This is a genomic window from Subtercola boreus (assembly GCF_006716115.1).
Lineage (GTDB): Bacteria > Actinomycetota > Actinomycetes > Actinomycetales > Microbacteriaceae > Subtercola > Subtercola boreus.
Map to the genome: position 1 here is coordinate 3,296,363 of NZ_VFOO01000001.1, position 22,047 is coordinate 3,318,409.

Genomic DNA, 22,047 nt, shown 5'->3' on the forward strand with positions numbered 1-22,047 from the left:
AGCATGAGCATCCAGAACACCGTGTCAGCCATTGTGACCGGGGGAGCGGGCGGCATCGGCAGCGTCATCTCGACCCGTCTCGCCGAACTCGGTTACAGCGTTGTCGTCGCAGACGCCGACACGGCGGGCGCCGAGCGCCGGGCAGCCGAGCTTCCCACCCCGTCGGAAGGCCAGGTGCATGCCGCTTTCGGAGGCGACCTCACGCGGGCCGACGTGAATCGCGGCGTCGCTCGCGCGGCCGCCGACATTGCTCCGATCGGGGTTCTGGTGAACGCCGTCGGCATCTCACCGAAGGACAACGGGGCGAAGAGATCCTTCTTCGACATCTCTGAAGAGGAATGGGACCTGACCATGGCGGTCAACCTCAAGTCACCGTTCCTTCTGGTGAAGGAGGCCTGCCAGCTGATGGCACACGACGGTTCGGCGAGCATCGTGAATCTGCTGTCGATCACCTCCAAACTCGGCGCAGGGGGAGCAGCAGACGCGCCTTTCGGCCCGCATCTGCCGTCGTCTGCGGCGTACGCGGCGTCGAAGGCTGCACTGCAGAACCTGACGGCCACGCTCTCCCGTGAACTGATTCCCCAGCGCATCCGCGTCAACGGGGTCGCGCCCGGCTTCGTCGCCACCCCGATGATGAGCAGCGTGCCCGACGAGGCGAGCCGCATTCTGGCGACCCAGATTCCGCTCGGCCGCTTCGGCACCGCATCCGAGGTGACAGACGCCATCGAGTTTCTGATCAGCACCAAGGCCGGATACATCACCGGCACCAGCCTCGACGTCAACGGCGGCTGGCTCACCTGCTGAGTCGCCGTCGCCTGGCCCATTCCCTCTCCCACTTCTTGAACAGCACTGTCAGGTAGGAAAAAATGTCTGAAACCGTACACTCCGACGTTCTGGTCATCGGCGGCGGCATGGCTGGCCTCGCGGCCGCATATGCACTTCGCCAGAACGGTGCCACCGTTGTGCTTCTGGAACGTGCATCCGAATTCGGTGAGGTGGGCGCCGGGCTACAACTCGCCCCGAACGCCACACGGCTGCTCGAACACTGGGGCATGCTCGACGAGGTCCTGGCCGTGGGGGTGCGGCCGAAGAATGTGATCTTCCGCGACGCGCTCTCGGGCGATGTTCTGCTCAAACACGAGGTGCAGGGCGAGTTCGCCGAGACCTACGGCTCCCCGTACGTGGTCGTTCACCGCAGCGACCTGCACCGTGTTCTGCTCGATGGCTGCCGCCGGGTCGGAGTCGAACTCATCAACAGTGTCGAGATCGACAGCGTGATCACGCTCGACGGTCTCGCGACCGCTTCTGCGACGGATGGCCGTATCTTCACCGCTCCCGCAGTCATCGGTGCAGACGGGCTGAAGTCGAGACTCCGTGGTCAGATCGTCGACGACGAGCCGGTCGGCTCTGCCTACGTCGCCTACCGGGGAACCGTTCCGGTGTCGGAACTGCCGGGCGGTCAGAAACTCGAAGACGTCAGCGTCTTCATGGGCCCGAACTGTCACATGGTGCAGTACCCGCTCCGCGGCGGGGAGTTGCTCAACACCGTTGCGGTCTTCCGCTCGTCGACGTTCGAGAACGGTAAGGAGCAGGCTCCGGGCCTCGCCGAGCTCGAAGAGGCCTACAAAGACTGTGTTCCCCACATGAGGGAGTCGCTGAAGCACCTGTGGCACGGCATCCGCTGGCCGATGTACGACCGTGAACCGACGGCGAACTGGGTGGATGGTCGACTCATCCTGATCGGCGACGCAGCTCACCCGATGCTCCAGTACCTCGCTCAGGGAGCCTGCCAGGCGCTCGAAGACGCTGCCGCGCTCGAGGAGCTGAGCCGCGGCACCGTGTTCACGGAGACCGGGATCAACCCCGACGCGTGGAACGACGTCTTCCGCGACGTCAACGAGGTCAGAGCTGCCCGGACCGCACGCATCCAGAGCACGGCGCGGGTGTGGGGCGACACCTGGCACGTCGAGGGCGCTGGCCGCGAGATCCGGAATGCTCTGTTCGTCGCTGCGGGTTCGAATGTGTACGAGAAGACCGACTGGCTGTACGGCTACTCGCCTTCGGTTGTTGCGAGCCCGACAGAACTGCAGGAGGCATCGTGAGCAAGACCGTCGACGTACTCATCATCGGTGGAGGGGGATCGGGGCTCACCGCTGCAATCTCCGCAGCCACGAGCGGTTCGACAGCCCTGGTGCTGGAGAAATGCGCCCAGATCGGTGGAAGCACCGCGATGTCTGTCGGTTCATTCACGGCGGCGAACACCTCCTATCAGTACAGGGCAGGCGTCAATGATTCGATCGACCTGTTCATCGAGGACATGAAACTCGCGAACGGCGGCTTCGAAGACCGCGAGAACAAGGAGCTCCGGCGCGTGCTCGCCGAGAACGCTGGGCCGACGGTCGAGTGGCTCTCGAGCATTGGCGTGCAGTTCCTCGGCCCGACTCCGGAACCGCCGTACGAGAAGCCGCGCATGCACAACGTGATTCCGAATTCCACGGCATACGCCACGGCGCTTCTGCGGGAGAGTCGCAAGCGCGGCGTGGAGATCGTGACTGACGCCAGAGTCGACGTTCTGTTGAAGAACGCTGCGGGCGAGGTCATCGGGGCAAGGGTCGGCAATGCCGAGTACTTCGGTCGGCGCGCGGTCATCCTGGCGACGGGTGACTATTCCGCGTCGACAGAGATGAAGTCCGATTTTGTCTCCCCGGCGGCGGCAAAGGTTCCGCCCGTGAACAAGAACAACACCGGGGACGGGCTCAAGCTCGGTGCGGACGCGGGCGGTGTTCTTCTTCAGATGGACCGTCTGTACGAGGGGCTCCGGTTCTTTCCTTCCAAGCGCCCGGACGCCATCAAGATTCTGCCGTCGCATCCGGCACTGTCGAGACTGATGCGCGCCGTCGCAGAGAAGGCGCCGAAGATCATGGCCCTGATTGCCAGAGGCGCGCTGACCAGCTGGGTGGCGCCGAACAACACCATGTACAGGGCCGGGGCCATTCTTGTCGACCCGACGGGCAACAGGGTGGCCAACGAAGACTCTGACAAGGAATTGGCCAGGGGTGTTGCTGCGGGTGCCAACCGGGCATACCTGATCTTCGACGAACCCCTTGCAGAGACGTTCTCGGCGTGGCCGAACCCGGTGTCGACCTTCCCCGGTGTGGCGTATGCGTACGTCAAGGACTACAAGACGTATCGACCGGATGTCTTCTTCCGGGCGGATTCCATCGCCGAGCTTGCCGACAGGACCGGGATTCCCGCTGCTGCGCTCGAGAAGACCGTCTCGAGCTGGAACGCCACTGTCGAGACCCAGCACGACGCAGACTTCGGTCGCCAGCACTTCGGCAACGGAGTGCGGGTCGGACCGTTCTATGCCCTGGGGCCGCTCGGGGCCTTCATCACCCTCGCAGACGGAGGACTCGACGTCGACACGCGACTTCGAGTCGTCGATGCCAGCAGGAACGCGATTCCTGGTCTCTTTGCCGCAGGCTCGACAGGACAGGGTGGTCTCCAGCTCCTGAACCACGGACTGCACATCGGCTGGGCGATGATCTCGGGTCGGCTGGCTGGAAGGCACGCCGCACAGGAGCCGATCCGTTCTGACCTGGAGCCCGTCGCCGGGGCGACCTCGGTGCTCGGACGTCATCTTGTTCCCACCCTCACCGGAGAAAGCAGCGGCACCTCATGACAGACCTGACCGACCTGAGCGGGCAGCGAGCACTCGTTGTCGGAGCATCCAGCGGTATGGGGGCGACGATCGTCAGACAGCTCGAAGCTGCCGGCGTGACGGTCGCCTCTGCCGATCTCGCCTCAGCCGTCTGGCCGGAATCATCGACAGGCACGCACCGTTACTCCATCGACGTCTCCCGCCGCGAGACCGTTGGGGCTGCCTTCGACGCTGCCGTAGACGATCTCGGCGGGCTCGAGATCGTCGTCAACTGCGCCGGCATTCTCGGCAAGGTCGTGCCGACGCTCGACCTTGCGGTCGAAGAGTTCGAGCGACTGCTGCAGATCAACCTGCTCGGAGCGTTCGTTGTCACACAGGCCGCTCTTGCCGTGATGCTGCCAGCGGGCTACGGGCGGATCGTGCACATCGCATCGATTGCCGGCAAGGAGGGCAACCCGCAGATGGCTGCATACTCGGCGTCGAAGGCCGGGGTGATCGGCATGGTCAAGGCGGTGGGCAAGGAGTACGCAACGAGCGGCGTCACGGTCAATGCCGTCGCCCCTGCCTCGATCGAGACGCCGTTGATCGCCGGGATGACTCCGGAACGGCAGCAGGTACAGAAGTCTCTCATTCCCTTGGGACGCTTCGGCAGCACCGCCGAGGTCGCGAGTCTCGTCGGCTACATCGTTTCTCCCGGCGCCTCGTTCACCACGGGATTCGTCTACGACGTCTCGGGTGGGCGCGCCGTCTACTGACGCCACACGACACACCGGTCACCACTCCAGCGGGAGCCCTTCGGGGCGCCCGAAAAACACGACAGCAAGGATCAGTCAATGACGACACGAGTACTGCCAAACACCACATCAGAGAAACCACCCAAGGTGGTCAACCAGGCCAAACGCGCCTCCCTCGCCGGTTTCTTCGGTGCCACGCTCGAGTACTACGACATGTACATCTATGCGTCGGCAGCGGCACTGGTGTTCGGGCGGATCTTCTTCCCGGAATCAGGAGCAGCCGGTCTTCTCCTTGCCCTCGCCACCTACGGTGTCGCGTATCTCGCCAGGCCACTCGGCGGATTTGTCGCCGGTCACTTCGGCGACCGCTTCGGCCGACGCAACGTACTCGTCGCAACCCTGCTCGTGATGGGGGTCGCGACGTTCTTGATCGGCTGCCTGCCCTCGTTCAGCGCCATCGGAATCGCAGCGCCGATCCTGCTCGTGCTGCTTCGCCTCCTGCAGGGTTTCTCGGTCGGCGGTGAAGCCTCCGGTTCCGCGGCCCTGACGCTCGAACACGCCCCCGAAGGCCGCAGAGGGCTGTACATCTCGTGGATGCTCAACGGCATCTGGGTGGGTTACATCGCAGCGAGTTTCGCCTTCCTGGCGATTGCGACAATGCCCCAGGACCAGCTGCTCGCGTGGGGCTGGCGCATTCCGTTCTGGTCTAGCGCGGTCATCGTTGTGTTCGGCCTGATCATCCGGCGCACGCTTCAGGACCCCGAGATCTACGTTGAGGAGAAAGCCAATGACGAGATTCCGAAGGCACCGATCAAGGAGCTGCTTCGCACCCACACCAGCGATGTCGTGCGGGTCATCTTCGCGACGTTCCTGATCGTCATCAGCACTGTCGTACCCGTGTACGGTCTTGCCTACGCCACGAACATCGTCGGCATTCCCGCCTCCACCATGCTGTGGGTGGTCATCGTGGGGTACGTGGTGGCTCTGGTTCTGCAGCCGCTCTTCGCGCTGCTGTCAGACCTCTATGGGCGGAAGCCGGTGATGATCATCGGCAACATCGGTGGCGCCCTCTCGGTCTGGCTGTTCTTCTGGGCGGTGAGTGAACAGAACATCGGTCTGATCTACGTCGGCATTCTGCTGACGATCTCGCTCTCGTTCAGTGCGACCAACGCGATCTATCCCGTGTTCTTCAGCGAGATGTTCAACGTCAAGGTCCGGGTCAGCGGCATGGCGATCGGCCTCCAGCTCGGCATCGTCGTCACCGGGTTCTCGCCGACCATCATCACGGCGCTGGCTTCGGCGACGGGTGACTCGTGGTGGCCCGCAGCAACCTTCGTCTCGGTTGCCTGTGTCATCTCCGCCATCGCCATCGCCACCGCCCGCGAGACCTACAGAGTGCCGCTGGAAGACCTGGGTCGCTCGATGGCCTGAAGCCCGTGCGCCCCGGACACAGCTCTCGGCCCTAGCCCCGTTCGACGAGGGACGTGACGGAGGCGAGATCGACGTCGATCTCGCCTCGCGTCTCCAGCGCGAGCGAGATGACGGACGGTTCGGTGAGCGTACTGGCGCGTGACCTGGGCACGGCGATCGAGAAGGAGGCGATGGGCAGACCCTCGCCGTTGTGCAGACTGAGTCCTATGGCGCAGACCCCTGACTCCGTCTCCTCGATGTTGCGCGCAAAGCCGGTGACGTTGACCTCTTCCAACTCCCTCAGGAGCCGGTGGTAGGTCTGTTCGCTCAGAAGATCACCGGCGAATTCGGCGGCGGTGCTGCGGTACAGGCGGTGGAGGGTCGAAGCGTCGGCCTCGGCGAGCAGTGCCTTTCCGCCCGACGCGGCGCGAGCCTCGAGAACGGTTCCTGTCCTGTCGCCGATGCGCAGGATGTTGGATGACTCCACGGACTCCAGAAAGCGCACCTTGCCGCCGACCCTGATGAGCAGATTGACCGTCTCATTCAGACGCATCGACAGCAGCTCGAGGTGGGGCCGGCACGCCGTACGGAGTGTTCGCGTCCACGGCACCATGGCAGGAGGCGCCCCGAGCGCGGGGCCGGGAGCATAACCGCGCCCATCGTCCTTGATGGCGAAGCCGCGGTAGACGAGCATGGCGAGCAGTCGGTGGATGGTCGACGGCGCGACATCCAGCTCGGTCGCGGCATCCGAAACGCGAACGGAACCCTCGTCTCTGAGCATCTGGATGAGTCTCAGAGCGTGATCCACGGAGGTGATCGCGTATGAGGGGCGTTTGATCTGTTCAGGGCTCGGCATCGGGGAGAGAAGACCTCAGTGACCGGGAAGTTCGTGAGTGGGAGGTGAAGCGGAGAGCACCCGGTCGAGCAACTCGCGGAGCTTCAGCGTATCGTCAGCACCGAGTGGAGCTGTCAGCCGGTCGTTCATGCGTGTGACGCGTGGCAGCAGCGTCTGCCAGACCTCCCTGCCCGTCTCGCTGAGATGCAGAACATTCTTCCGCCGATCGTCTGCGTCGCGGTTGCGTATGACAAGGTTGTTCTGCTGCAGCCGGCCCACGATGTCGGCGATCGTCGAACGGTCGAGGTCAAGCCGATCGCAGAGTTCTCGCTGGCTGGCGCCGGGCGACGCCTGGAGCGTGTTCAGTACCCCGAACTGCACGCTGGTGATGCTGTCGGAGACGTCGCGCTGCCAGGCGGCGACGTGATGTTGTTGCGCTCGCCGAAAGAGGTAGCCAGTGAAGTCTGTGACGCCGGGCGCGCTCATGGCCAGACAGTATCGCATCCGCGCAGCTCACGCACCCTCTGCGGGATCGGGCCCGGCAAGCCTCCGCTCAGAGCCATCGAGGGGCGTCGGGAAGCTCGCTGCCGTCGCTCGTCACGACTCCGTGACGCCTCCTGCCGGTGGCCCAGCCGGCCAGCTGGGCCACCGTTCCGCGAAGCACGACAACACCCGCGCCGTCGTCCTCCGGATTCACCGGAGCGGCCCTGTCGATGGGCTCGAGTACCCAGGTGGGCAGCGACTCCGCCTCTCGCCGTCGACGCCAGGCCGACGTGACGTCGTGCAGGATGCCGTCGGAGACCTCTGAGGGGAAGTCACTGAAGTCGGCGCCGTTGTCGAGGTCGACCGCGTGGATCCACACCTCGCGGGTACGCATCCACACCGTCTCCGAGACCGGAACGGACCGGCCCTGCGCTGTCTGCACGACGTTCGTCCAGGCGCTCTCCGGCAGATCTCTCCACTCGACATTCAGGTGGATGGCCGCGTGGTCAGACAGGTTTCGGAGAGCCTGCACCGGAAGCGTCGCGGCCACCTCGATCTCTTCGTTCCGTTGGCCGGCCGAGGAGTACATCGGCGTCTCGACGCCCGTTGCCGCCCACTCGGTCAACCGGGTGAGGGCCCTGGCGTTCAGGCCGACGTGCGCGATGATCTGTCGCCTGTTCCATCCGTCGAGGAGGGAGGGTCCGTCGAAATCGGTGTCGTTCAGCTCCATGAGTTTTCGCGAATAGTAGGCCTGGCCACGCCTGGCCGTCAGGAGTCGAGCGGCCAGCTCGGGATCGGTGACATTGTCTGTGCGGGCGGCCACGGGATCACCGTTCGGCGACGACGGCGTTCGTCAGAGTGCCCACTCCGTCGATCGTCGTGCTGAGAACGTTGCCGTCGGCGAGGTAGCGCTGAGGTTTCCGCGCGTGACCCACGCCGCCCGGTGTACCAGAAGCGATGACATCCCCCGGGTTGAGCGTCACGATCTGGGAGATGTACGACACCAGCGCCTCGGGTGAGAACACCAGATCGTCGGTCGAGGTCCTCTGCATGACTTCACCGTCGAGCTCTGTGCGGAGTTCTGTGTTCACGTCATAGTCGTCTGCCGTGACGAGCCAGGGGCCGAACGGAGTGGTGGCCTCAAAGGTCTTGCCCTGGAACCACTCCGGCGTGCGGTACTGGAAGTCGCGCATGGTGACGTCGTTGAGCACCGAGTATCCGGCGATGTGCTGCCGGGCATCCGACTCGCTCACCCGGCGAGTCCTGCTGCCGATGACGATGGCGAGTTCACCCTCCCAGTCGACGGCATCCGCCGCACCGACGGGCAGCACGATGGGATCGAACGGGCCGATCAGAGCCTCGGGATACTTTGCGAACAGGGTCGGAAACTCCGGCAGCTCACGCCCCATCTCGAGGATGTGGTTCTTGTAGTTGAGTCCGACGCAGACGATCTTCGACGGGTTCACGACGACGGGTGCCCACGATGACGAGTCGATGTCGGCCAGTGGATGCTCGGCGCCGTGCGCCTCAGTGGCGATCCTCTGCCACTCCGGCTCGGCCAGGAGCATCCCGACGTCGTCAAAACCGGTGATCTCGACGGCGGTGCTGTCGTCGACCCGAACGGCAACGGTGGAGTCGGTGGTGCGGAGGGTGGCGAGTTTCATCGGTGCGCTTCTTTGCTCTGGGAAGGGATGTAGGTTCGTGCGAAGTTGAGACGATCCATGATCGGGCCGTCGTTGAATCGGAAGAGGTTAAAAGAGGTGTTCGCGTGCAGTGACCACGGCACCCAGCTGGGAACCACGAAGAGGTCACCGGTTTCGAGGTGGTGTTCCACGCCGCCGAGCACCACGCTGCCGTCGCCCTCGAAGACCTGCCACACCGACGAGCCCACTTCGTAACGCTCTGCGGTCGAAACACCCGATCGCAGGCGGTGGAATTCGCAGCGGATGGTCGACATGACATCGCCGCCGGTGGTCGGGTTCGTGTACCGGATGGCGGCGTGACCCTGCTCGAGAGTCGCGGGGAACCCCTCGTCCTCCAGAGCGAGCTGTTCGCGGAGCGCGGCATCCGTGTGCTCCCACCGATAGGCCGAGAGCGGAGAGCTCACCTTGTCTTCAAGCACAGACACTGGCCGTAGCCCCGGATGCGCCCAGAGTCGTTCCGCGCGCGACACTGCCGGCGACGCTTCATCTGTCACGCGGTCGGCCCCGAATTCGAAGAAGCCGACGTCGTTGGTGCTGGCGAACGGAATATCGAGGCCGTCGATCCACGCCATCGGGTTCGGAGTGTCGTTGTGGTGACCGTGGAAGTTCCAGCCGGGAGTCAGGAGCAGATCGCCCCGTCTCATCGCGACCGGGTCTCCGTTCACAACGGTCCAGACGCCCTCGCCCTCAACCACGAAGCGGAACGCATTCTGCGCGTGGCGGTGCTCGGGAGCCGTCTCGTTCCCGCCGAGGTACTGGATGGCGCACCATAAAGTGGGCGTTGCATACCCTGTTCCGGGCAGCCCGGGGTTGACCAGCCCCACGGCACGGCGCTCGCCGCCCCGCCCGATCGGCACGAGGTCACCCGACCTCTGGGCGATGTCGTAGAGGGTCTTCCACCGCCAGACGAAGGGAATCGCCGCGGGCGCAGGTGTCATCGGCATGAGGTCGTCGCGCTGGGTCCAGAGGGGCGCCATGTTGTTGGCGTCGAAGTCTCGGTACAACTGCTCGAGTTCGGGAGTGTCGGCGGTGCCGTCCATCTGCTCCATCGCAGGTCCTTTCATGTCGCGGCTGTTCCGCGATTTCATCAGTACACCAACGATATTACCGCTGGCGCCCTGAACAGGTGGGTTTTCCACAGAGCAGAATTGAGCGCCGGTCATGCCTGTGGCCAGGCGAATGCGGTGCCCTCGTCGGTTGAGGAGACCGGCAGAGAGCGAATCGGCGAGAAGGAGGTCGGGTACATGATCTTGTTCTCCATGGTTCTGATCATCGGGCGGATGACGGCGAGGCACGCCTGCCAGTCGGCATCCTGAGCGAGCAGTGCCCGCCTTTCGCGTCTCTGCTCGAGATCTTCGTACGCCCAGAGATGGGTCAGCTGGTTCTGAACGCCGAACTCGGTGACGAAATATCCCAGGAAGCCGCCGAGAAGACGTCGCTGGGCGGGAAGACCGACGTTCTCGTAGGTTTCGAGATAGTCGGCGAGCCGAACTTCGGTGTGCAGCACATAGATGCGTTCCTCGACGAGCACGTTCAGGCCCTCCGGTAGTCGGCGAGCACGGAATCGTCGACGTCGTCGAGATTGACGACGAGGTTGTCCGGCGTGCGTGCGGTGAGCCAGATGAGCTCTTCCGTGACACTCATGTTGGCTTCGACGTGATGGATGAACGGCGGAACAAACACGAAGTCGCCCTCGTACAGATCGAGGAAGACAGAGTAGTCGTCGCCGAAGTAGATGCGGCCGTGCCCCTTCAGTACGTACCCGCCGGTCTCAGCTTCTGCGTGGTGGTGGGGAAGAGAGCGGTACCCGGGTTCGTTGCTCACCCGGCCGAACCAGATCTTCGTCGCCGGGGTGTGCTCCGGGCTCACGCCCGACTGGCGGAGGGCGCCGCCCGACTGCCCGGTGTCACCGTACAAGTGTCCGGCGCGGGTGACGACGGGGGCGACGGGTGTGGTGTTCAACTGTTCAGCCGACACTGGCGTTCTCCGCGACTTTCAGAGCGCGATTTCCGCGGAGCGGGAAAGTCTGGGGAACGCCCTCGAGGCTCGGTCCGTCTTTCATGCGTGCCATCACGACGAGTGCGATGACGATGAATCCCATCCAGATGAGAGTCAGCGAGACGACTCCGCCGAGGCTCGCGATGATGAATGCGGCAGCGAGGGGAGCGGGTGCCGAGAAGATCAGGTTGACACCCGTCAGAGCGAGCGCTGAGCCCGAATACCGCATCTGCGTGGGGAACAGCTCGGCGTACAGGGCCGCCTGGCTGCCGTTTCCGAACTGGGCTGAGATACAGGCGAACGAGACGATGATGAGCGCCAGGGCGTAGCTGTGGAGGTTGATGAGCGGGAAGAAGAGCACTGCGGCCAGCAGGCATCCTGCGCCGCCGGTGAACAGGATGTTCTTCCGGCCGAAGTGGTCTGCAGCCCGGCCGCCCAGGACGATCGCACCGATCGACAGGAGGTTCGCGATCAACACGATCGAGAAGGTCTCTGACGTCGAGAAACCGACGGTCTTCGTCATGTAGGTGATACCGAAGACCGTGACCAGGTAGAACGTGATCGCGATCGGCGAGTAGGCGAAGATCAGGGCGAGGATGGTCCAGCCTTTTGTGCGAAGGACGGTCCACGTGCTCGGGTTCTTGATCTGCTGGTCGAGGACTTTCTCTTTGTAGATCGGTGTCTCGTCGACTCTGAAGCGGATGTACAGGCCGATGATGACGAACAGCACGCTCAGGAAGAACGGGATGCGCCAGCCCCACGATGTGAAGTCTGCCGTGCTGAGAGTCAGGGTCAGAACGAGCAGGAGGGTGTTGGCGAGAACCTGGCTGATTGGTGAGCCGGCCCCCATCAGTGAGCCGAAGAAGGCCCGGCGATCGGCGGGAGCGTGCTCCATGGTCAGCAGCTGCGATCCGGTTGCTTCGCCGCCGAGGGCGAACCCCTGAATGAAGCGCATGAGAACAAGAAGAAGCGGTGCGAGAAGCCCGACCTGGTCATAGGTGGGCAGCAGTCCGATGACGACCGTTGCTGCACCCATGGTCATGAAGGTGATCAGCAGCGTGATGCGGCGACCGTGTCGGTCACCGATGTACCCGAAGAAGATTCCGCCGATCGGCCGTGCCACGAAGCCGACTCCGAAGGTCGCAAACGACGCAATGATGGCCGTCGCGGGGTCGAGGGAGACAAAGAAGAGGGCGGGAAAGACCGTCGCTGAAACCGCACCGTAGATGGCGAAGTCGAACCACTCCAGTGCGGAGCCGAGCGTACCGCTGACCAGGGCTCGTCGTGAAGCGGTACTGGCCTGACCCGCCGGAACGATGAATCCGGGTTCCTGGCCTCTGGATTTCTGTCTGTGCATCACTAACTCCCTCGTCAGTCGCGGTACTCTGCCGCCTGACCGCCCTCGCCTGACGGCGGGGTGGTCAGAAGAGACGGTAGCAACGAGGGATCGAATTCCGGAATTATTTGCCGATTTTTCTGTTGTGCGGAATAGTTTACGGATGGGTGACCACTTACAGTCCGTTTCGCAGGCGCTCCGGATGCTTCGTCTCCTGGAGGAATCCGCTCCGATCGGAGTGTCGACACTGGCGACGGAGCTGAGCATCGCGCCGTCGACTGCGCACCGTCTGCTGTCGACCTTGGTTGAAGAGGGTTTCGCCGAGCAGCTGACGACCTCGCGCAAGTACGCACTGGCGCCCGGGATCACGCTGACTTCGCACTCGAGCGCGCTGTCGAGGTACATCGTTCTGGCCGAAGCGCCGATGCGCGGGCTGCGAGACGCATCGGGCGAGACGGTGCACCTGGCCGTTCGGCTGGGATCGAACATCCGGTACGTCGCCGCCGTCGAATCCGACCAGATGATGAGGGTCACGAGCCGCGTGGGTCGTGAACAGCCCGCGCACGCCACGGCGGTGGGCAAGGTGTTGCTCGCCTCGCTTCCCGATGAAGAGATCCGCCGCATGTACACCAGCGAACAGCTCAACCGGCTCTCAGACTTCACTCTGCGGTCGATGGATGAACTGCTCGACGAGATCGCGACCGTACGTGAAACGGGTTACGCGAGAAACGTTTCCGAGTCGGAGATCGGCATGTACGCGATGGCGGTTGCCGTGCACGATCGGAGTGGAAACGCGGTCTGCGCTCTTGCGGTTGCCGGGCCGGGTGCGCGGATCAGCGCAGGCAGCGGCCGCGACCTGTCGGAGCGAGAGCAGCAGATCCTGCTGTCGCTGCGGTTCCACGTGGCCGAGGTCGACAGGGCCATGCCGCTCGGCCGACCGAGGGAGTGAAGCAACCAGACCGGGCGGAATCGTCCTCCTCATGCAAGCGGACAGTGGCCGACCGATCCTCCGCGCACGCCCACCCCGACGTTTGCTCGTAGTTACCGGCTCGGTGCCCAACGCGCCCTACATCTAGCCGTCGTGCGCGGCTCCCGACCTCACTGCTATTCTTGGGGATTGAGCCACATGCGGATGTAGTTCAATGGCAGAACTTCAGCTTCCCAAGCTGATAGTGCGGGTTCGATTCCCGTCATCCGCTCCAGACCGAGTAAATCTTGCCCGTCAGCTGAGGATCTCGTCGGCGAGCCGACGGCCGACGCGGATGGCCCCGTCGACGTGCTGGTAGCCGAGAGCTGCGACGTCGCTCGAGCCGAACCGGATGGGGCCGACGGGTTCGAGTTGCAGGGCGCCGTAGCGGGTGAGGCCGCCGAGGTCGAAGCTCGCGGCGTAGGCGCCCTGCGTCCACTCTTCCGCGGCCCAGTCGCTCTCGTAGTAGACGACAGGTTCGAGAGCCTTCGGCCCGTAGTACGCGGCGAGGGATTCGAGGATCGCCTGTTGGCGTTCCGCGGGTGGGAGGGCGAGCATCCGGTCGGCCTTCTCGTCGGAGACGAAACCGACGAGCGTGCCTCGCGTCTCGCCGTGGTTCGAGTTGTCGTAGGCCTCGTGCACGAGTTGGTAGGGGCTGAAGGCGGTGCCCGAGAGCCCGTCTGCGCGCCAGAACGGGGTGTCGTAGGTGGCGTGGACTTTGATGACCAGCCCGAGCGACTGGTGCTGCCAGAGCTGCTGGCGGAGGCGCGGGAGCGGGGGCGCGTAGTCGATCCGGGAGTGGAGGTTCGGCGGCACGGCGACGATCACGTGGCGGGCCTCGACCTCGAGGTCGTCGGTGTGCACAGTGGCACCGGCCTCACTCCAGGCGATGGTGCGCACCGGATGCCCGAGCCGGAGGTCGGCGTCGTCCAACTGTTCGGCCAGCCGCAGCGGGACCTGCTGCAGACCGCCGACCACGCGTTTGTCGAGGATGAAGTCCGCGTCGACGAGGTTGCTGAAACTCCCGGCGCTCACTGCCATGAGGAGCGCCTGCAGCAAAGAGAAGGAGTGCGAGGGTTTGGTGAGCATGGCGTCGGCGATGAACAGAGAGATGTTCTCTCGCGCTTCGGCGTCGTCGGACTGCTGCTCGAGCCAGCTGCGGAACGAGATCCGGTCGAACTCGGCCGCGTGCTGCTGGGCCCAGGGGGCCGCCGCATCCGTCGCAGCGACCAGCTCGTCGAGCAGCGCGATCAGGCGCACGAGTTCGGCCTGGGTGTGTTCGCTGGCGGGAAAGATGTCGCCCGTGAAGCGCACCGGCGTGCCGCCTGGCCCGATGTACACGCTCTCGCCGTCGCGGTACCGGGAGTAGGTGTCGAGGCCGAGCTCGTCGAGGGTCTCGAGCAGTGCGGTCTGGTCGGGGGAGACCCACTGGCCGCCGAGCTCGAAGAGCTGTCCGTCGATGTGGTCGGTCCAGAGGCGGCCGCCGACCCGGTCACGGGCCTCCAGGACGATCACGCTGCGGCCCGCGGCGCGCAGTCGGGTGGCGGCGGTCAGCCCGGTGACACCGGCGCCGATGATGGCGACGTCTCGTGACAGGTGTTCCACGACAACTCTTTCCGTAGTGATCCACTGAGTTGAACACGAAATTCGTGTGCAGGAACCATTCTGACGGAAGTTCTGCTCTGCGGGGGGAGCCTGTCGAGGATTTCGGCAGTGTGCTAGCCGAGGTCGGCCACCCAGCGCGACGCCTCCGCGAGCTCGGCCTCGGTGATGCCGTGGCCGCCGGGGCGTCGCACCCGAGTCACAGTCGCTCCGGATGCCCGTGCCGACGTCTCGAGCGTGTCGACGCTGGTCGACGGTGCCATCGGGTCGTCGTCACCGTTCAGCAGGAGCATCGTCGTCGTGATCGGATCGGAGACCGGTGTGCGGTCGCCGAACGGGTACATCCCCGAGAAGGCCACGACGGTGGGTGCGACGGCCGGGTGGAGCATCCCGAGGGCGAGGGCCATGTTGGCGCCGTTCGAGAACCCGGTCGCGATGACCGGGCGGCCGCCCAGGTCGTACTCGGTGAGAGCCCATCCGACGAATTCGGCGAGTTCCCCGGCACGGAAGATCACGTCGTCGACATCGAACACGCCCTCACCGGCACGGCGGAACCACCTGCCCGCCCCGTTCTCGTCGACCCGGCCCCGGGGCGCGAGGATCGCGGCGCCGGGGGCGATCCGTTCGGCGAGGCCGACGATGTCGGACTCGGTTCCGCCGGTTCCGTGCAGGGCAAGCACGAGGGGGCTCGTGGAAGGTCCGGTGGCGGGCCGGAGGATGTGCGGCCAGGCCGCGAACCCGCTCCCGCCCGCGGCGGTCGTCGACGTCGTCATCGGTCGTCGCTCTCGGTGAGGTCGGGGTTGTTCTCATGGGGGAGGGTGACGGGAACGACGGCGTGCTCGATCTGCTCGCGATTCGGTTCGAGCCACGGCGGGAGTTTCAGGCCGCGGCCGAGCTCGAGGAGGGGTTCGTCGATGTCGAATCCGGGTGTGTCCGTCGCGATCTCGAACAGCACGCCGCCGGGTTCGCGGAAGTAGATGGACGTGAAGTACTGGCGGTCGAGGATCTCGGTGACCTGGTACCCCTGGTCGACGAGCTGTGAACGCCAGAGCGCCTGCGTGGCACCGTCGGGCACGCGGAAGGCGATGTGGTGCACGGTGCCGCCGGCTGTGAGACCGAGTTCCGCCCGGGGGTCGGCGACCACGTCGACGATGTGCCCGGCCCCGCCGGGGCCCGCGGAGAACCGCTGACGGTCGGGCGTCTCAGAGATCAGCTGCAGGCCGAGGTGCTCTGTGAGGGTGCGGGCGGTGCCGGCGGCATCCCGCACCGTGAGCACGGAGGAGTGCTGCCCGCGCACGGCGAACTCGGCGGGAACGGATGCCGAATCCCACGGATCGCGCGGATCGACGACGTTCGAGGCGACGAGGTCGAGCTGCAGGCCGTCGGGGTCGCGGAGGCTCAGGCGCTCTTCGTCGGACGACTGCGTCGACACCACAGAGTCGACGCCGAGATCGGCGAAGTGCCCCTTCCACCAGCCGAGGCTGCCCGCCGGAACGGAGAACGCGGTCGTCGTCGACTGGCCGGCACCGACACGGCCCTGGTGTACACCCGGCCACGGGAAGAACGTCATCAGCGAGCCCGGACGGCCCGCGTCATCCCCGTAATAGAGGTGGTAGGTGCCAGGGCTGTCGAAGTTGACGGTCTTCTTCACCAGCCTGAGCCCGAGCCCTGTGATGTAGAAGTCGATGTTGCGCTGCGGTGCGCCGCCGATCGCGGTGACGTGGTGCAGTCCTTGAGTCTGTGCTGGCATGATGCTCTCTTCTCCCGGGACACGTGGCCCGAAACGGGCCTATCTATGCAAACGCATATATGTGGGAGTTATTCCGCGACACACACACCGCCGGCGGAGGCGGACGCCTCACCCGGCGGGTGAAGACGTCGCTGCGCTGTTGAGACGGCCGTAGCCGGAGCCGATGTGCACCTCGATGAGGTGTTCGAAGTCGGCGGCGTGGCCCGCGAGAATGGCGTCGATCAGCTCGGCATGCTCCTCGACGATGATGCTGTGGTAGTCGTCGACCTTCTTCCGACGGGCGAGCAGGAAGAGCGCGACCTGCCATTTGATGGCGGTCCACGCGGTGTAGAGGCGCGAATGGTCGGCCATCACGAAGACCCGCTCGTGAAAGTCGAGGTCGAGCCGAACGAGTTTCGCCTTCTGGTCGCTCTTCACCGCGAAATCCATCTCGCTGATGATCGCCGTGAGATCGGCGATCGCTTCGGGGGTGACGCGTTCCATGGCCCGGGCCCAGGCCAGCTTCTCGAGGGCGATGCGGAGGGTGGAGAGTTCGAGGAAATCCTGGGGGGAGAGCGTGACGACCGACGCGCCCTTATAAGGGAGCGAGACGACGAGCCCCTCCTGTTCGAGGTGCAAGAGTGCTTCGCGGATGGGCGCCCGACTTACTCCGAGCGTCGTGGAGAGGCTTACCTCGCTCAGTCGCTCACCCTGGTTCAGGCGGCCCTCGAGGATCTCCTCGCGCAGCTCGTTGACGGCTGCGCCTGAGAGCCCGGCCCGGGAGAGTGTGTCCATGCACACACCCTATACGACCTGAACTGGATTCAGTAGATTGTCGACAGTCTGCAAATTTGTGCTAGCGTGGCCGAATCAACAGCGCTACATCCAGTCGGCTGCTTGCTCCTGTGAAGGGTCCGGCTCCAAGAGATTAGGGGTTATTTCGTGAAACGAAGCTTGCGAGTCGCGCTGCTGGGCGCAGCCATGGCCATCGCACTGACAGCCTGCACCACGACCGGCACCTCCAGCAGTTCAGGGGGCGGCTCGACCGGTTCCTCCGAGACGGCCCTGTACGGCGGCACCATGACCACGGCTGCGGCCTCCGACCCGGAGACCTTCGACCCGGCCGTCTGCACGGGTGCGACCTGCTGGAACATCATGCGCATGGTCTTCGACCGCATGTACGACTACGACGGCTCCACCAGCAACCTGAAGCTGCAGGCCGCCGAGGACTTCCCCACCGTCAGTGACGATGGCCTCACCTACACGATGAAGCTCAAGTCGGGCCTGACCTTCTCCGACGGTTCGCCCGTGACCGCGAAGGATGTCGCGTACTCCTACGCCCGCGTTCTCGACCCTGCCACGAAGGCCGGCCTCGCCGAGTTCTGGAAGGGCATCGCCGGGGCCGAGGAATACGCTGCCAACCCGACCGGACTGCCGAGCGGTATCGAGGTGGTCGACGACCTGACGCTGAAGATCACGCTGACCGCCCCGAACTCGTCGTTCAAGTACGTGCTCGCGATGCCGGCCGGCTCCATCATCCCGGCCGACTCCGGCTCGACTATCGCCACGAAACCGGTCGGTTCCGGCCCGTTCACGCTCGCGACCTTCGAGCCCGGCGTGCAGGTCATGCTCGACCGCAACCCGAACTACTGGGATTCGCCCCGGCCCTACGTCGACCACGTGCACATGATCCTCGGCGTCGACCCCGACAACCAGGTTCTGATGCTGCAGAAGGGCGACATCGACCTGATGGGCAGCCCGATCCCGCCGGCGAAGTTCCTCCAGGTGACGACCGACACGAAGTACAAGGACCAGATCGTCACGATCGAGAAGCCCAGTACGTACTACCTGACGATGAACCTGAACACCCCGCCCTTCGACAACCCCAAGGTGCGCGAGGCTGTCTCGTATGCGTTCGACCGCACCGGCCTGCTGAAGCTCGTGAACGGCCAGGGCAAGCCCGCAACGGAGTTCATCCCGCCGGGAGTGCTCGGCAACTCGGGTGAGACGATGACGCAGGAGCAGAACGTCGAGAAGGCCAAGTCGCTGCTCGCCGAGGCCGGCTACCCGAACGGGTTCGACACCCAGTTCTATGCCTGGAACGTCGCCCCCTTCTCAGCTCTCGCACCGCAGATGCAGCAGGACCTCAAGGCGATCGGCATCAATGCCGACCTGCAGACCCTCGCGCCGAACACGTTCTCCGAACTGGCCGGCTCCGGCAAGGCTCCGCTCGCGCTGACCTTCTGGGTGGCCGACTACCCCGAGGGTTCGGACTTCCTGCAGGCGCTCCTCTCCTGCGCGACAGCCGTTCCCCAGGGCCAGAACTTCGCCTACTACTGCAACCCCGAAATGGATGCGGACGTGCAGCAGGCACTGGCCGCAACCGACCCGGCCCAGGCGACCGCCGACTACACGACGGCGTCGAAGCTCATGCTCGCCGACAACCCTGTGGTGCCGCTCTACTTCGGCACCAAGACCGAGATCCGCGGCGCGAATGTGGGCAACTACTTCCCGCAGCCGATCTGGGGCTGGGACATGGCCGAGTACTGGAAGGCTGACGGAAGCACTGCCCGTTCCTAGCCTCTCCTGAACGCGTTCCGTTGCCGGTGGCCCTCCTGTCGCCGGCAACGGTTCCCCTTTCCGAAAGGAAGCGCCATGACCGCACTCCTCGAAGTCTCCGATCTTGTCGTCGACTTCCCGACCGCCTCCGACGGGGTGTTCCACGCCGTCGACTCGGTCTCGTTCACCGTCAACGCCGGTGAACGAGTCGGGATCGTCGGGGAGTCCGGTTCTGGCAAATCCCTCACCTCCCAGGCGCTGATGCGCCTTGTTCCCTCTCCCGGCACGGTGACTTCCGGGTCCGTGCTCTTCGACGGTGCCGACGTGATGGCGTTCAGCGCGAAGACGCTGCAGAAGTGGCGCGGCTCGCAGACGGCCATGGTCTTCCAGGATCCGATGTCGAGCCTGAACCCGCTGATGCGTATCGGACGGCAGATCACCGAGTCGCTCCAGGAGCACCTCGGTCTCTCGAAGTCCGAGAGCCGCCTGCGGGCCATAGAACTGCTGCAGCGCGTCGGCATCCCCGATGCAGAATCACGGCTCACTGATTTTCCTGGCGCGTTCTCCGGTGGCATGAGGCAGCGCGTGTGCATCGCCATCGCGACGGCGTGCGCTCCCAGGCTCCTGATCGCTGACGAGCCGACGACGGCCCTCGACGTGACCGTGCAGGCGCAGGTGCTCGATCTGCTCGACCATATGGCGACCGAATTGAACACCGGCGTCATCCTGATCAGCCATGACCTCGGCGTCATCTCCAGCTTCTGCGACCGTATCCTCGTCATGTACGCAGGCCGCATCGTGGAGGAGGGCACAGCCGAGCAGATCGTGGGCGACCCGCAACATCCGTACACGAAGGCGTTGCTCGCCTCGATCCTCAAACTCTCCGAGCCCATTCCGAGGCGGTTGAAATCGATCAGCGGCGCGCCGCCGCTGGCGGGTCGACGGGCTTCCGGATGCTCGTTCGCCCCCCGGTGCGCCCTGGCCACCGACACGTGCCGGGCCATCGACCCCGCCCTCGTCGACGCAGAGAACGGCCAGCCCGGCCAGAAGGTGGCCTGTGGGATCACTGCACCGGCCGCGTTCGAGTTCGCCGAGGGGGCGACCGCAGCATGAGTGCAGTGCTTCTCGAGGTCGACGACCTCGAAGTGACGTTCCGGCGGTCTGCCGGGCCCGGCCGGAAGGCCGCATCCGTTCCCGCCGTACGCGGCGTGAGCTTCCAGCTCGAGGCGGGCACGACGCTCGGTATCGCCGGCGAGTCGGGTTCGGGCAAGAGCACGATCGCCCGCACCCTGATGGGCATCAACAAGCCATCGGGTGGATCGATGCGGCTGAACGGCTCGGATGTCGGGGCCCTCCGGGGCCGCGAGCTCGCGCAGTACCGCCAGACGATGCAGATGATCTTCCAGGATCCCTACGACTCGCTCGACCCGCGCATGAAGGTGTCGGAGACGCTGCTCGAAGCGATCAAGCTGCGGAAGGACAAGCCGGCGAGCCCGCTCGCCGAGGTGTACCAGCTGCTCGACAAGGTGGGCCTCTCGAAGAGTTTCGCGTCACGCCGGCCGCGGGAGCTCTCGGGCGGCCAGCGCCAGCGGGTCTCGATCGCCCGCGCGCTCTGCGTCGACCCACGCCTCATCCTCTGTGACGAGGCCGTGTCGGCGCTCGACGTCTCGGTGCGCGCCCAGGTGCTGAACCTGCTGAAAGACCTGCAGGAGGATCTCGGCCTCGCCTACCTCTTCATCTCGCACGACCTCTCGACGCTGCGGTTCATGGCCGACTACGTGGGCATCATGTACCTCGGCAAGATCGTCGAACTCGGCACACGCGACGAGATCTTCGAACGCCCCCAGCACCCCTACACCCGGGCGCTGCTGTCGGCAGTTCCCGAGCCCGTCGTCGTCGACCGCACCGTGCGGCTGCCGCGGGTGCGTCTCACGGGCGAACCGCCGAGCTCGACGAACCCGCCAACGGGCTGCAGCTTCCACCCGCGGTGTCCGCTCGCTCAGGAGGTGTGCCGCACCACGGCCCCTGCCCTCCGGATGACGTCGTCGGGACAGCTCGCCGCGTGCCACTTCGCCGAACCCGAACAGGTGGTGGCCGAAGCATGAGCGACGTCATTCCCGCCGCCGCGGCCGTCGACCCGTTCGCCCTCGGCGACAAGCCGGTCAGAACGCGTGAGGTCCTCCGTAGCCTGAAGAAGGATCCGGCAGCCCTCGTCTCGATCATCGTGCTGGTGCTGCTCGCCCTCGTCGCGCTCGCGGCGCCGCTGCTCTCGCCGCACGACCCACTGCAGACCTACCCCGACATCGGCCTCGGGCCACAGGGCCAGCCGCTGCCGCCCGGAACCCCGGGCTTCCTGCTCGGCACCGATGCGCTCGGCCGCGACGTGCTGTCGCGGCTGATCTACGGGGCGCAGGTCTCGCTGGTCATCGGTATCGTCGCCAACGGGCTGGCGACGGCGTTCGGGGTTCTCGTCGGCATCGTCGCCGGGTACTTCGGCGGCGTGGTCGAGGCCGTGCTCATGCGCATCACCGACGTGGTCATCTCGTTCCCGATCCTGCTGCTCTGCACCGCGCTCATCGCGGTGACCACCCGCAGTACCTTCAACGTCATCATCGTGATCGCCCTCATCTACTGGACGACCCTGGCCCGCATCATCCGGAGCATGGTGGTCTCGCTGAAGGAGCGTGAATTCGTCGTGGCGTCGCAGACGCTCGGTCTCTCGCACCGCTCGATCATGTGGCGCCACATCCTGCCGCATCTCGTGCCGGCGATCATCGTCTACACGACCCTCGGAGTGGCTTCGAGCATCCTGATCGAGAGTGCGCTGTCGTTCCTCGGTATCGGGGTGCCGATTCCGTCGCCCTCGTGGGGCCAGATGATCTCAGACGGCAGTACGTACTTCCAGATCGCACCGTGGATGCTCTTCATCCCGGGCGTCTGCCTGATCCTGACAGTGATGGCCTTCAACCTGGTCGGCGACTGGCTGAGCGACATGCTCAATTCGTCGACCCCGACGGCGAGGTAGGGGCC

General features: G+C 65.1%; 22 protein-coding genes and 1 tRNA gene. 11 read left to right on the forward strand and 12 right to left on the reverse strand.

The features are described from left to right. The first annotated feature begins 3 nt into the window (after positions 1–3). The 5 genes from FB464_RS15430 (at position 4) to FB464_RS15450 (ending at position 5,826) form a co-directional block, all read left to right on the forward strand. Entirely contained in the window at positions 4–804 is an 801-nt protein-coding gene (locus FB464_RS15430) for an SDR family NAD(P)-dependent oxidoreductase (RefSeq protein ID WP_116416255.1), read from the forward strand. A gap of 62 nt (positions 805–866) precedes the next feature. Continuing rightward, positions 867–2,102 carry an FAD-dependent oxidoreductase gene (locus FB464_RS15435; RefSeq protein ID WP_116416254.1) on the forward strand — a complete coding sequence of 412 codons (1,236 nt, stop codon included), beginning with the start codon at positions 867–869 and terminating at the stop codon, positions 2,100–2,102. Next, entirely contained in the window at positions 2,099–3,682 is a 1,584-nt protein-coding gene (locus FB464_RS15440) for an FAD-dependent oxidoreductase (RefSeq protein WP_170152012.1), read from the forward strand. The genes FB464_RS15435 and FB464_RS15440 overlap by 4 nt, the downstream gene beginning before the upstream one ends. Then, the gene (locus FB464_RS15445; protein WP_116416252.1) at positions 3,679–4,416 is read left to right on the forward strand and encodes an SDR family NAD(P)-dependent oxidoreductase; all 738 of its coding nucleotides are present in this window, start codon (positions 3,679–3,681) and stop codon (positions 4,414–4,416) included. Before FB464_RS15440 ends, FB464_RS15445 begins: the two co-directional genes overlap by 4 nt. Before the next feature lie 78 nt (positions 4,417–4,494). Continuing rightward, positions 4,495–5,826, forward strand: coding sequence for an MFS transporter (locus tag FB464_RS15450; protein ID WP_116416251.1), 1,332 nt, complete (start codon positions 4,495–4,497; stop codon positions 5,824–5,826). 31 nt (positions 5,827–5,857) lie between these two features. Here the strand turns inward: FB464_RS15450 and FB464_RS15455 are convergent, their stop codons facing one another. The 8 genes from FB464_RS15455 to FB464_RS15490 all read right to left on the reverse strand — a co-directional run bounded on the left by FB464_RS15455 (position 5,858) and on the right by FB464_RS15490 (position 12,181). Then, positions 5,858–6,661, reverse strand: coding sequence for an IclR family transcriptional regulator (locus tag FB464_RS15455; protein ID WP_116416250.1), 804 nt, complete (start codon positions 6,659–6,661; stop codon positions 5,858–5,860). A gap of 15 nt (positions 6,662–6,676) precedes the next feature. Next, complete coding sequence (locus FB464_RS15460) at positions 6,677–7,126, reverse strand: MarR family winged helix-turn-helix transcriptional regulator (protein ID WP_170152011.1); 450 nt, start codon at positions 7,124–7,126, stop codon at positions 6,677–6,679. Positions 7,127–7,193: 67 nt separating this feature from the next. Next, the gene (locus FB464_RS15465; RefSeq protein ID WP_116416248.1) at positions 7,194–7,946 is read right to left on the reverse strand and encodes a maleylpyruvate isomerase family mycothiol-dependent enzyme; all 753 of its coding nucleotides are present in this window, start codon (positions 7,944–7,946) and stop codon (positions 7,194–7,196) included. A 4-nt stretch (positions 7,947–7,950) separates the two neighbouring features. Next, positions 7,951–8,787 carry a fumarylacetoacetate hydrolase family protein gene (locus FB464_RS15470; RefSeq protein WP_116416247.1) on the reverse strand — a complete coding sequence of 279 codons (837 nt, stop codon included), beginning with the start codon at positions 8,785–8,787 and terminating at the stop codon, positions 7,951–7,953. Next, a complete protein-coding gene (locus FB464_RS15475) occupies positions 8,784–9,875 on the reverse strand; it encodes a cupin domain-containing protein (protein WP_116416246.1) in 1,092 nt (363 codons plus the stop codon). The genes FB464_RS15470 and FB464_RS15475 overlap by 4 nt, the downstream gene beginning before the upstream one ends. Positions 9,876–9,985: 110 nt before the next feature. Then, positions 9,986–10,357 (reverse strand): NIPSNAP family protein, encoded by a 372-nt coding sequence (locus FB464_RS15480; protein WP_116416245.1) that lies wholly within the window; start codon positions 10,355–10,357, stop codon positions 9,986–9,988. 2 nt (positions 10,358–10,359) lie between these two features. Next, entirely contained in the window at positions 10,360–10,788 is a 429-nt protein-coding gene (locus FB464_RS15485) for a cupin domain-containing protein (RefSeq protein WP_246093093.1), read from the reverse strand. A gap of 4 nt (positions 10,789–10,792) precedes the next feature. Next, the gene (locus FB464_RS15490; RefSeq protein WP_170152010.1) at positions 10,793–12,181 is read right to left on the reverse strand and encodes an MFS transporter; all 1,389 of its coding nucleotides are present in this window, start codon (positions 12,179–12,181) and stop codon (positions 10,793–10,795) included. 142 nt (positions 12,182–12,323) lie between these two features. Between FB464_RS15490 and FB464_RS15495 the strand changes: the two genes are divergently transcribed. Together FB464_RS15495 and FB464_RS15500 are read left to right on the forward strand one after the other, a co-directional pair. Then, complete coding sequence (locus tag FB464_RS15495; protein ID WP_170152009.1) at positions 12,324–13,109, forward strand: IclR family transcriptional regulator; 786 nt, start codon at positions 12,324–12,326, stop codon at positions 13,107–13,109. Between the two features lie 179 nt (positions 13,110–13,288). After that, positions 13,289–13,362, forward strand: a tRNA-Gly gene (locus tag FB464_RS15500). Between the two features lie 20 nt (positions 13,363–13,382). Here FB464_RS15500 and FB464_RS15505 read toward each other — a convergent pair. The 4 genes from FB464_RS15505 to FB464_RS15520 form a co-directional block, all read right to left on the reverse strand. Continuing rightward, complete coding sequence (locus FB464_RS15505) at positions 13,383–14,753, reverse strand: flavin monoamine oxidase family protein (protein WP_342780868.1); 1,371 nt, start codon at positions 14,751–14,753, stop codon at positions 13,383–13,385. Between the two features lie 92 nt (positions 14,754–14,845). Continuing rightward, positions 14,846–15,502, reverse strand: coding sequence for an alpha/beta hydrolase (locus tag FB464_RS15510; protein WP_116416240.1), 657 nt, complete (start codon positions 15,500–15,502; stop codon positions 14,846–14,848). Next, positions 15,499–16,479 carry a ring-cleaving dioxygenase gene (locus FB464_RS15515; RefSeq protein ID WP_116416239.1) on the reverse strand — a complete coding sequence of 327 codons (981 nt, stop codon included), beginning with the start codon at positions 16,477–16,479 and terminating at the stop codon, positions 15,499–15,501. The genes FB464_RS15510 and FB464_RS15515 overlap by 4 nt, the downstream gene beginning before the upstream one ends. Positions 16,480–16,587: 108 nt before the next feature. Then, positions 16,588–17,253, reverse strand: coding sequence for a GntR family transcriptional regulator (locus FB464_RS15520; protein ID WP_116416238.1), 666 nt, complete (start codon positions 17,251–17,253; stop codon positions 16,588–16,590). A gap of 147 nt (positions 17,254–17,400) precedes the next feature. Here FB464_RS15520 and FB464_RS15525 point away from each other — a divergent pair, with 147 nt between their 5' ends. The 4 genes from FB464_RS15525 (at position 17,401) to FB464_RS15540 (ending at position 22,042) form a co-directional block, all read left to right on the forward strand. Continuing rightward, positions 17,401–19,038 (forward strand): ABC transporter substrate-binding protein, encoded by a 1,638-nt coding sequence (locus FB464_RS15525; RefSeq protein WP_142206734.1) that lies wholly within the window; start codon positions 17,401–17,403, stop codon positions 19,036–19,038. Between the two features lie 75 nt (positions 19,039–19,113). Then, complete coding sequence (locus tag FB464_RS15530) at positions 19,114–20,130, forward strand: ABC transporter ATP-binding protein (RefSeq protein ID WP_116416236.1); 1,017 nt, start codon at positions 19,114–19,116, stop codon at positions 20,128–20,130. Further along, positions 20,127–21,122 (forward strand): ABC transporter ATP-binding protein, encoded by a 996-nt coding sequence (locus FB464_RS15535; RefSeq protein WP_116416235.1) that lies wholly within the window; start codon positions 20,127–20,129, stop codon positions 21,120–21,122. The genes FB464_RS15530 and FB464_RS15535 overlap by 4 nt, the downstream gene beginning before the upstream one ends. After that, complete coding sequence (locus FB464_RS15540) at positions 21,119–22,042, forward strand: ABC transporter permease (protein WP_116416234.1); 924 nt, start codon at positions 21,119–21,121, stop codon at positions 22,040–22,042. The genes FB464_RS15535 and FB464_RS15540 overlap by 4 nt, the downstream gene beginning before the upstream one ends. The last annotated feature ends 5 nt before the right edge of the window (positions 22,043–22,047 follow it).

Bases quoted from the DNA above. Each gene is read 5' to 3' on its own strand.
- FB464_RS15515 (WP_116416239.1), bottom strand. From the start codon at position 16,479: ATGCCAGCACAGACTCAAGGACTGCACCACGTCACCGCGATCGGCGGC.
- FB464_RS15430 (WP_116416255.1), top strand. From the start codon at position 4: ATGAGCATCCAGAACACCGTGTCAGCCATTGTGACCGGGGGAGCGGGC.
- FB464_RS15535 (WP_116416235.1), top strand. From the start codon at position 20,127: ATGAGTGCAGTGCTTCTCGAGGTCGACGACCTCGAAGTGACGTTCCGG.
- FB464_RS15475 (WP_116416246.1), bottom strand. From the start codon at position 9,875: ATGGAGCAGATGGACGGCACCGCCGACACTCCCGAACTCGAGCAGTTG.
- FB464_RS15490 (WP_170152010.1), bottom strand. From the start codon at position 12,181: ATGCACAGACAGAAATCCAGAGGCCAGGAACCCGGATTCATCGTTCCG.
- FB464_RS15510 (WP_116416240.1), bottom strand. From the start codon at position 15,502: ATGACGACGTCGACGACCGCCGCGGGCGGGAGCGGGTTCGCGGCCTGG.
- FB464_RS15445 (WP_116416252.1), top strand. From the start codon at position 3,679: ATGACAGACCTGACCGACCTGAGCGGGCAGCGAGCACTCGTTGTCGGA.
- FB464_RS15540 (WP_116416234.1), top strand. From the start codon at position 21,119: ATGAGCGACGTCATTCCCGCCGCCGCGGCCGTCGACCCGTTCGCCCTC.
- FB464_RS15450 (WP_116416251.1), top strand. From the start codon at position 4,495: ATGACGACACGAGTACTGCCAAACACCACATCAGAGAAACCACCCAAG.
- FB464_RS15460 (WP_170152011.1), bottom strand. From the start codon at position 7,126: ATGAGCGCGCCCGGCGTCACAGACTTCACTGGCTACCTCTTTCGGCGA.
- FB464_RS15495 (WP_170152009.1), top strand. From the start codon at position 12,324: ATGGGTGACCACTTACAGTCCGTTTCGCAGGCGCTCCGGATGCTTCGT.
- FB464_RS15470 (WP_116416247.1), bottom strand. From the start codon at position 8,787: ATGAAACTCGCCACCCTCCGCACCACCGACTCCACCGTTGCCGTTCGG.
- FB464_RS15520 (WP_116416238.1), bottom strand. From the start codon at position 17,253: ATGGACACACTCTCCCGGGCCGGGCTCTCAGGCGCAGCCGTCAACGAG.
- FB464_RS15435 (WP_116416254.1), top strand. From the start codon at position 867: ATGTCTGAAACCGTACACTCCGACGTTCTGGTCATCGGCGGCGGCATG.
- FB464_RS15530 (WP_116416236.1), top strand. From the start codon at position 19,114: ATGACCGCACTCCTCGAAGTCTCCGATCTTGTCGTCGACTTCCCGACC.
- FB464_RS15455 (WP_116416250.1), bottom strand. From the start codon at position 6,661: ATGCCGAGCCCTGAACAGATCAAACGCCCCTCATACGCGATCACCTCC.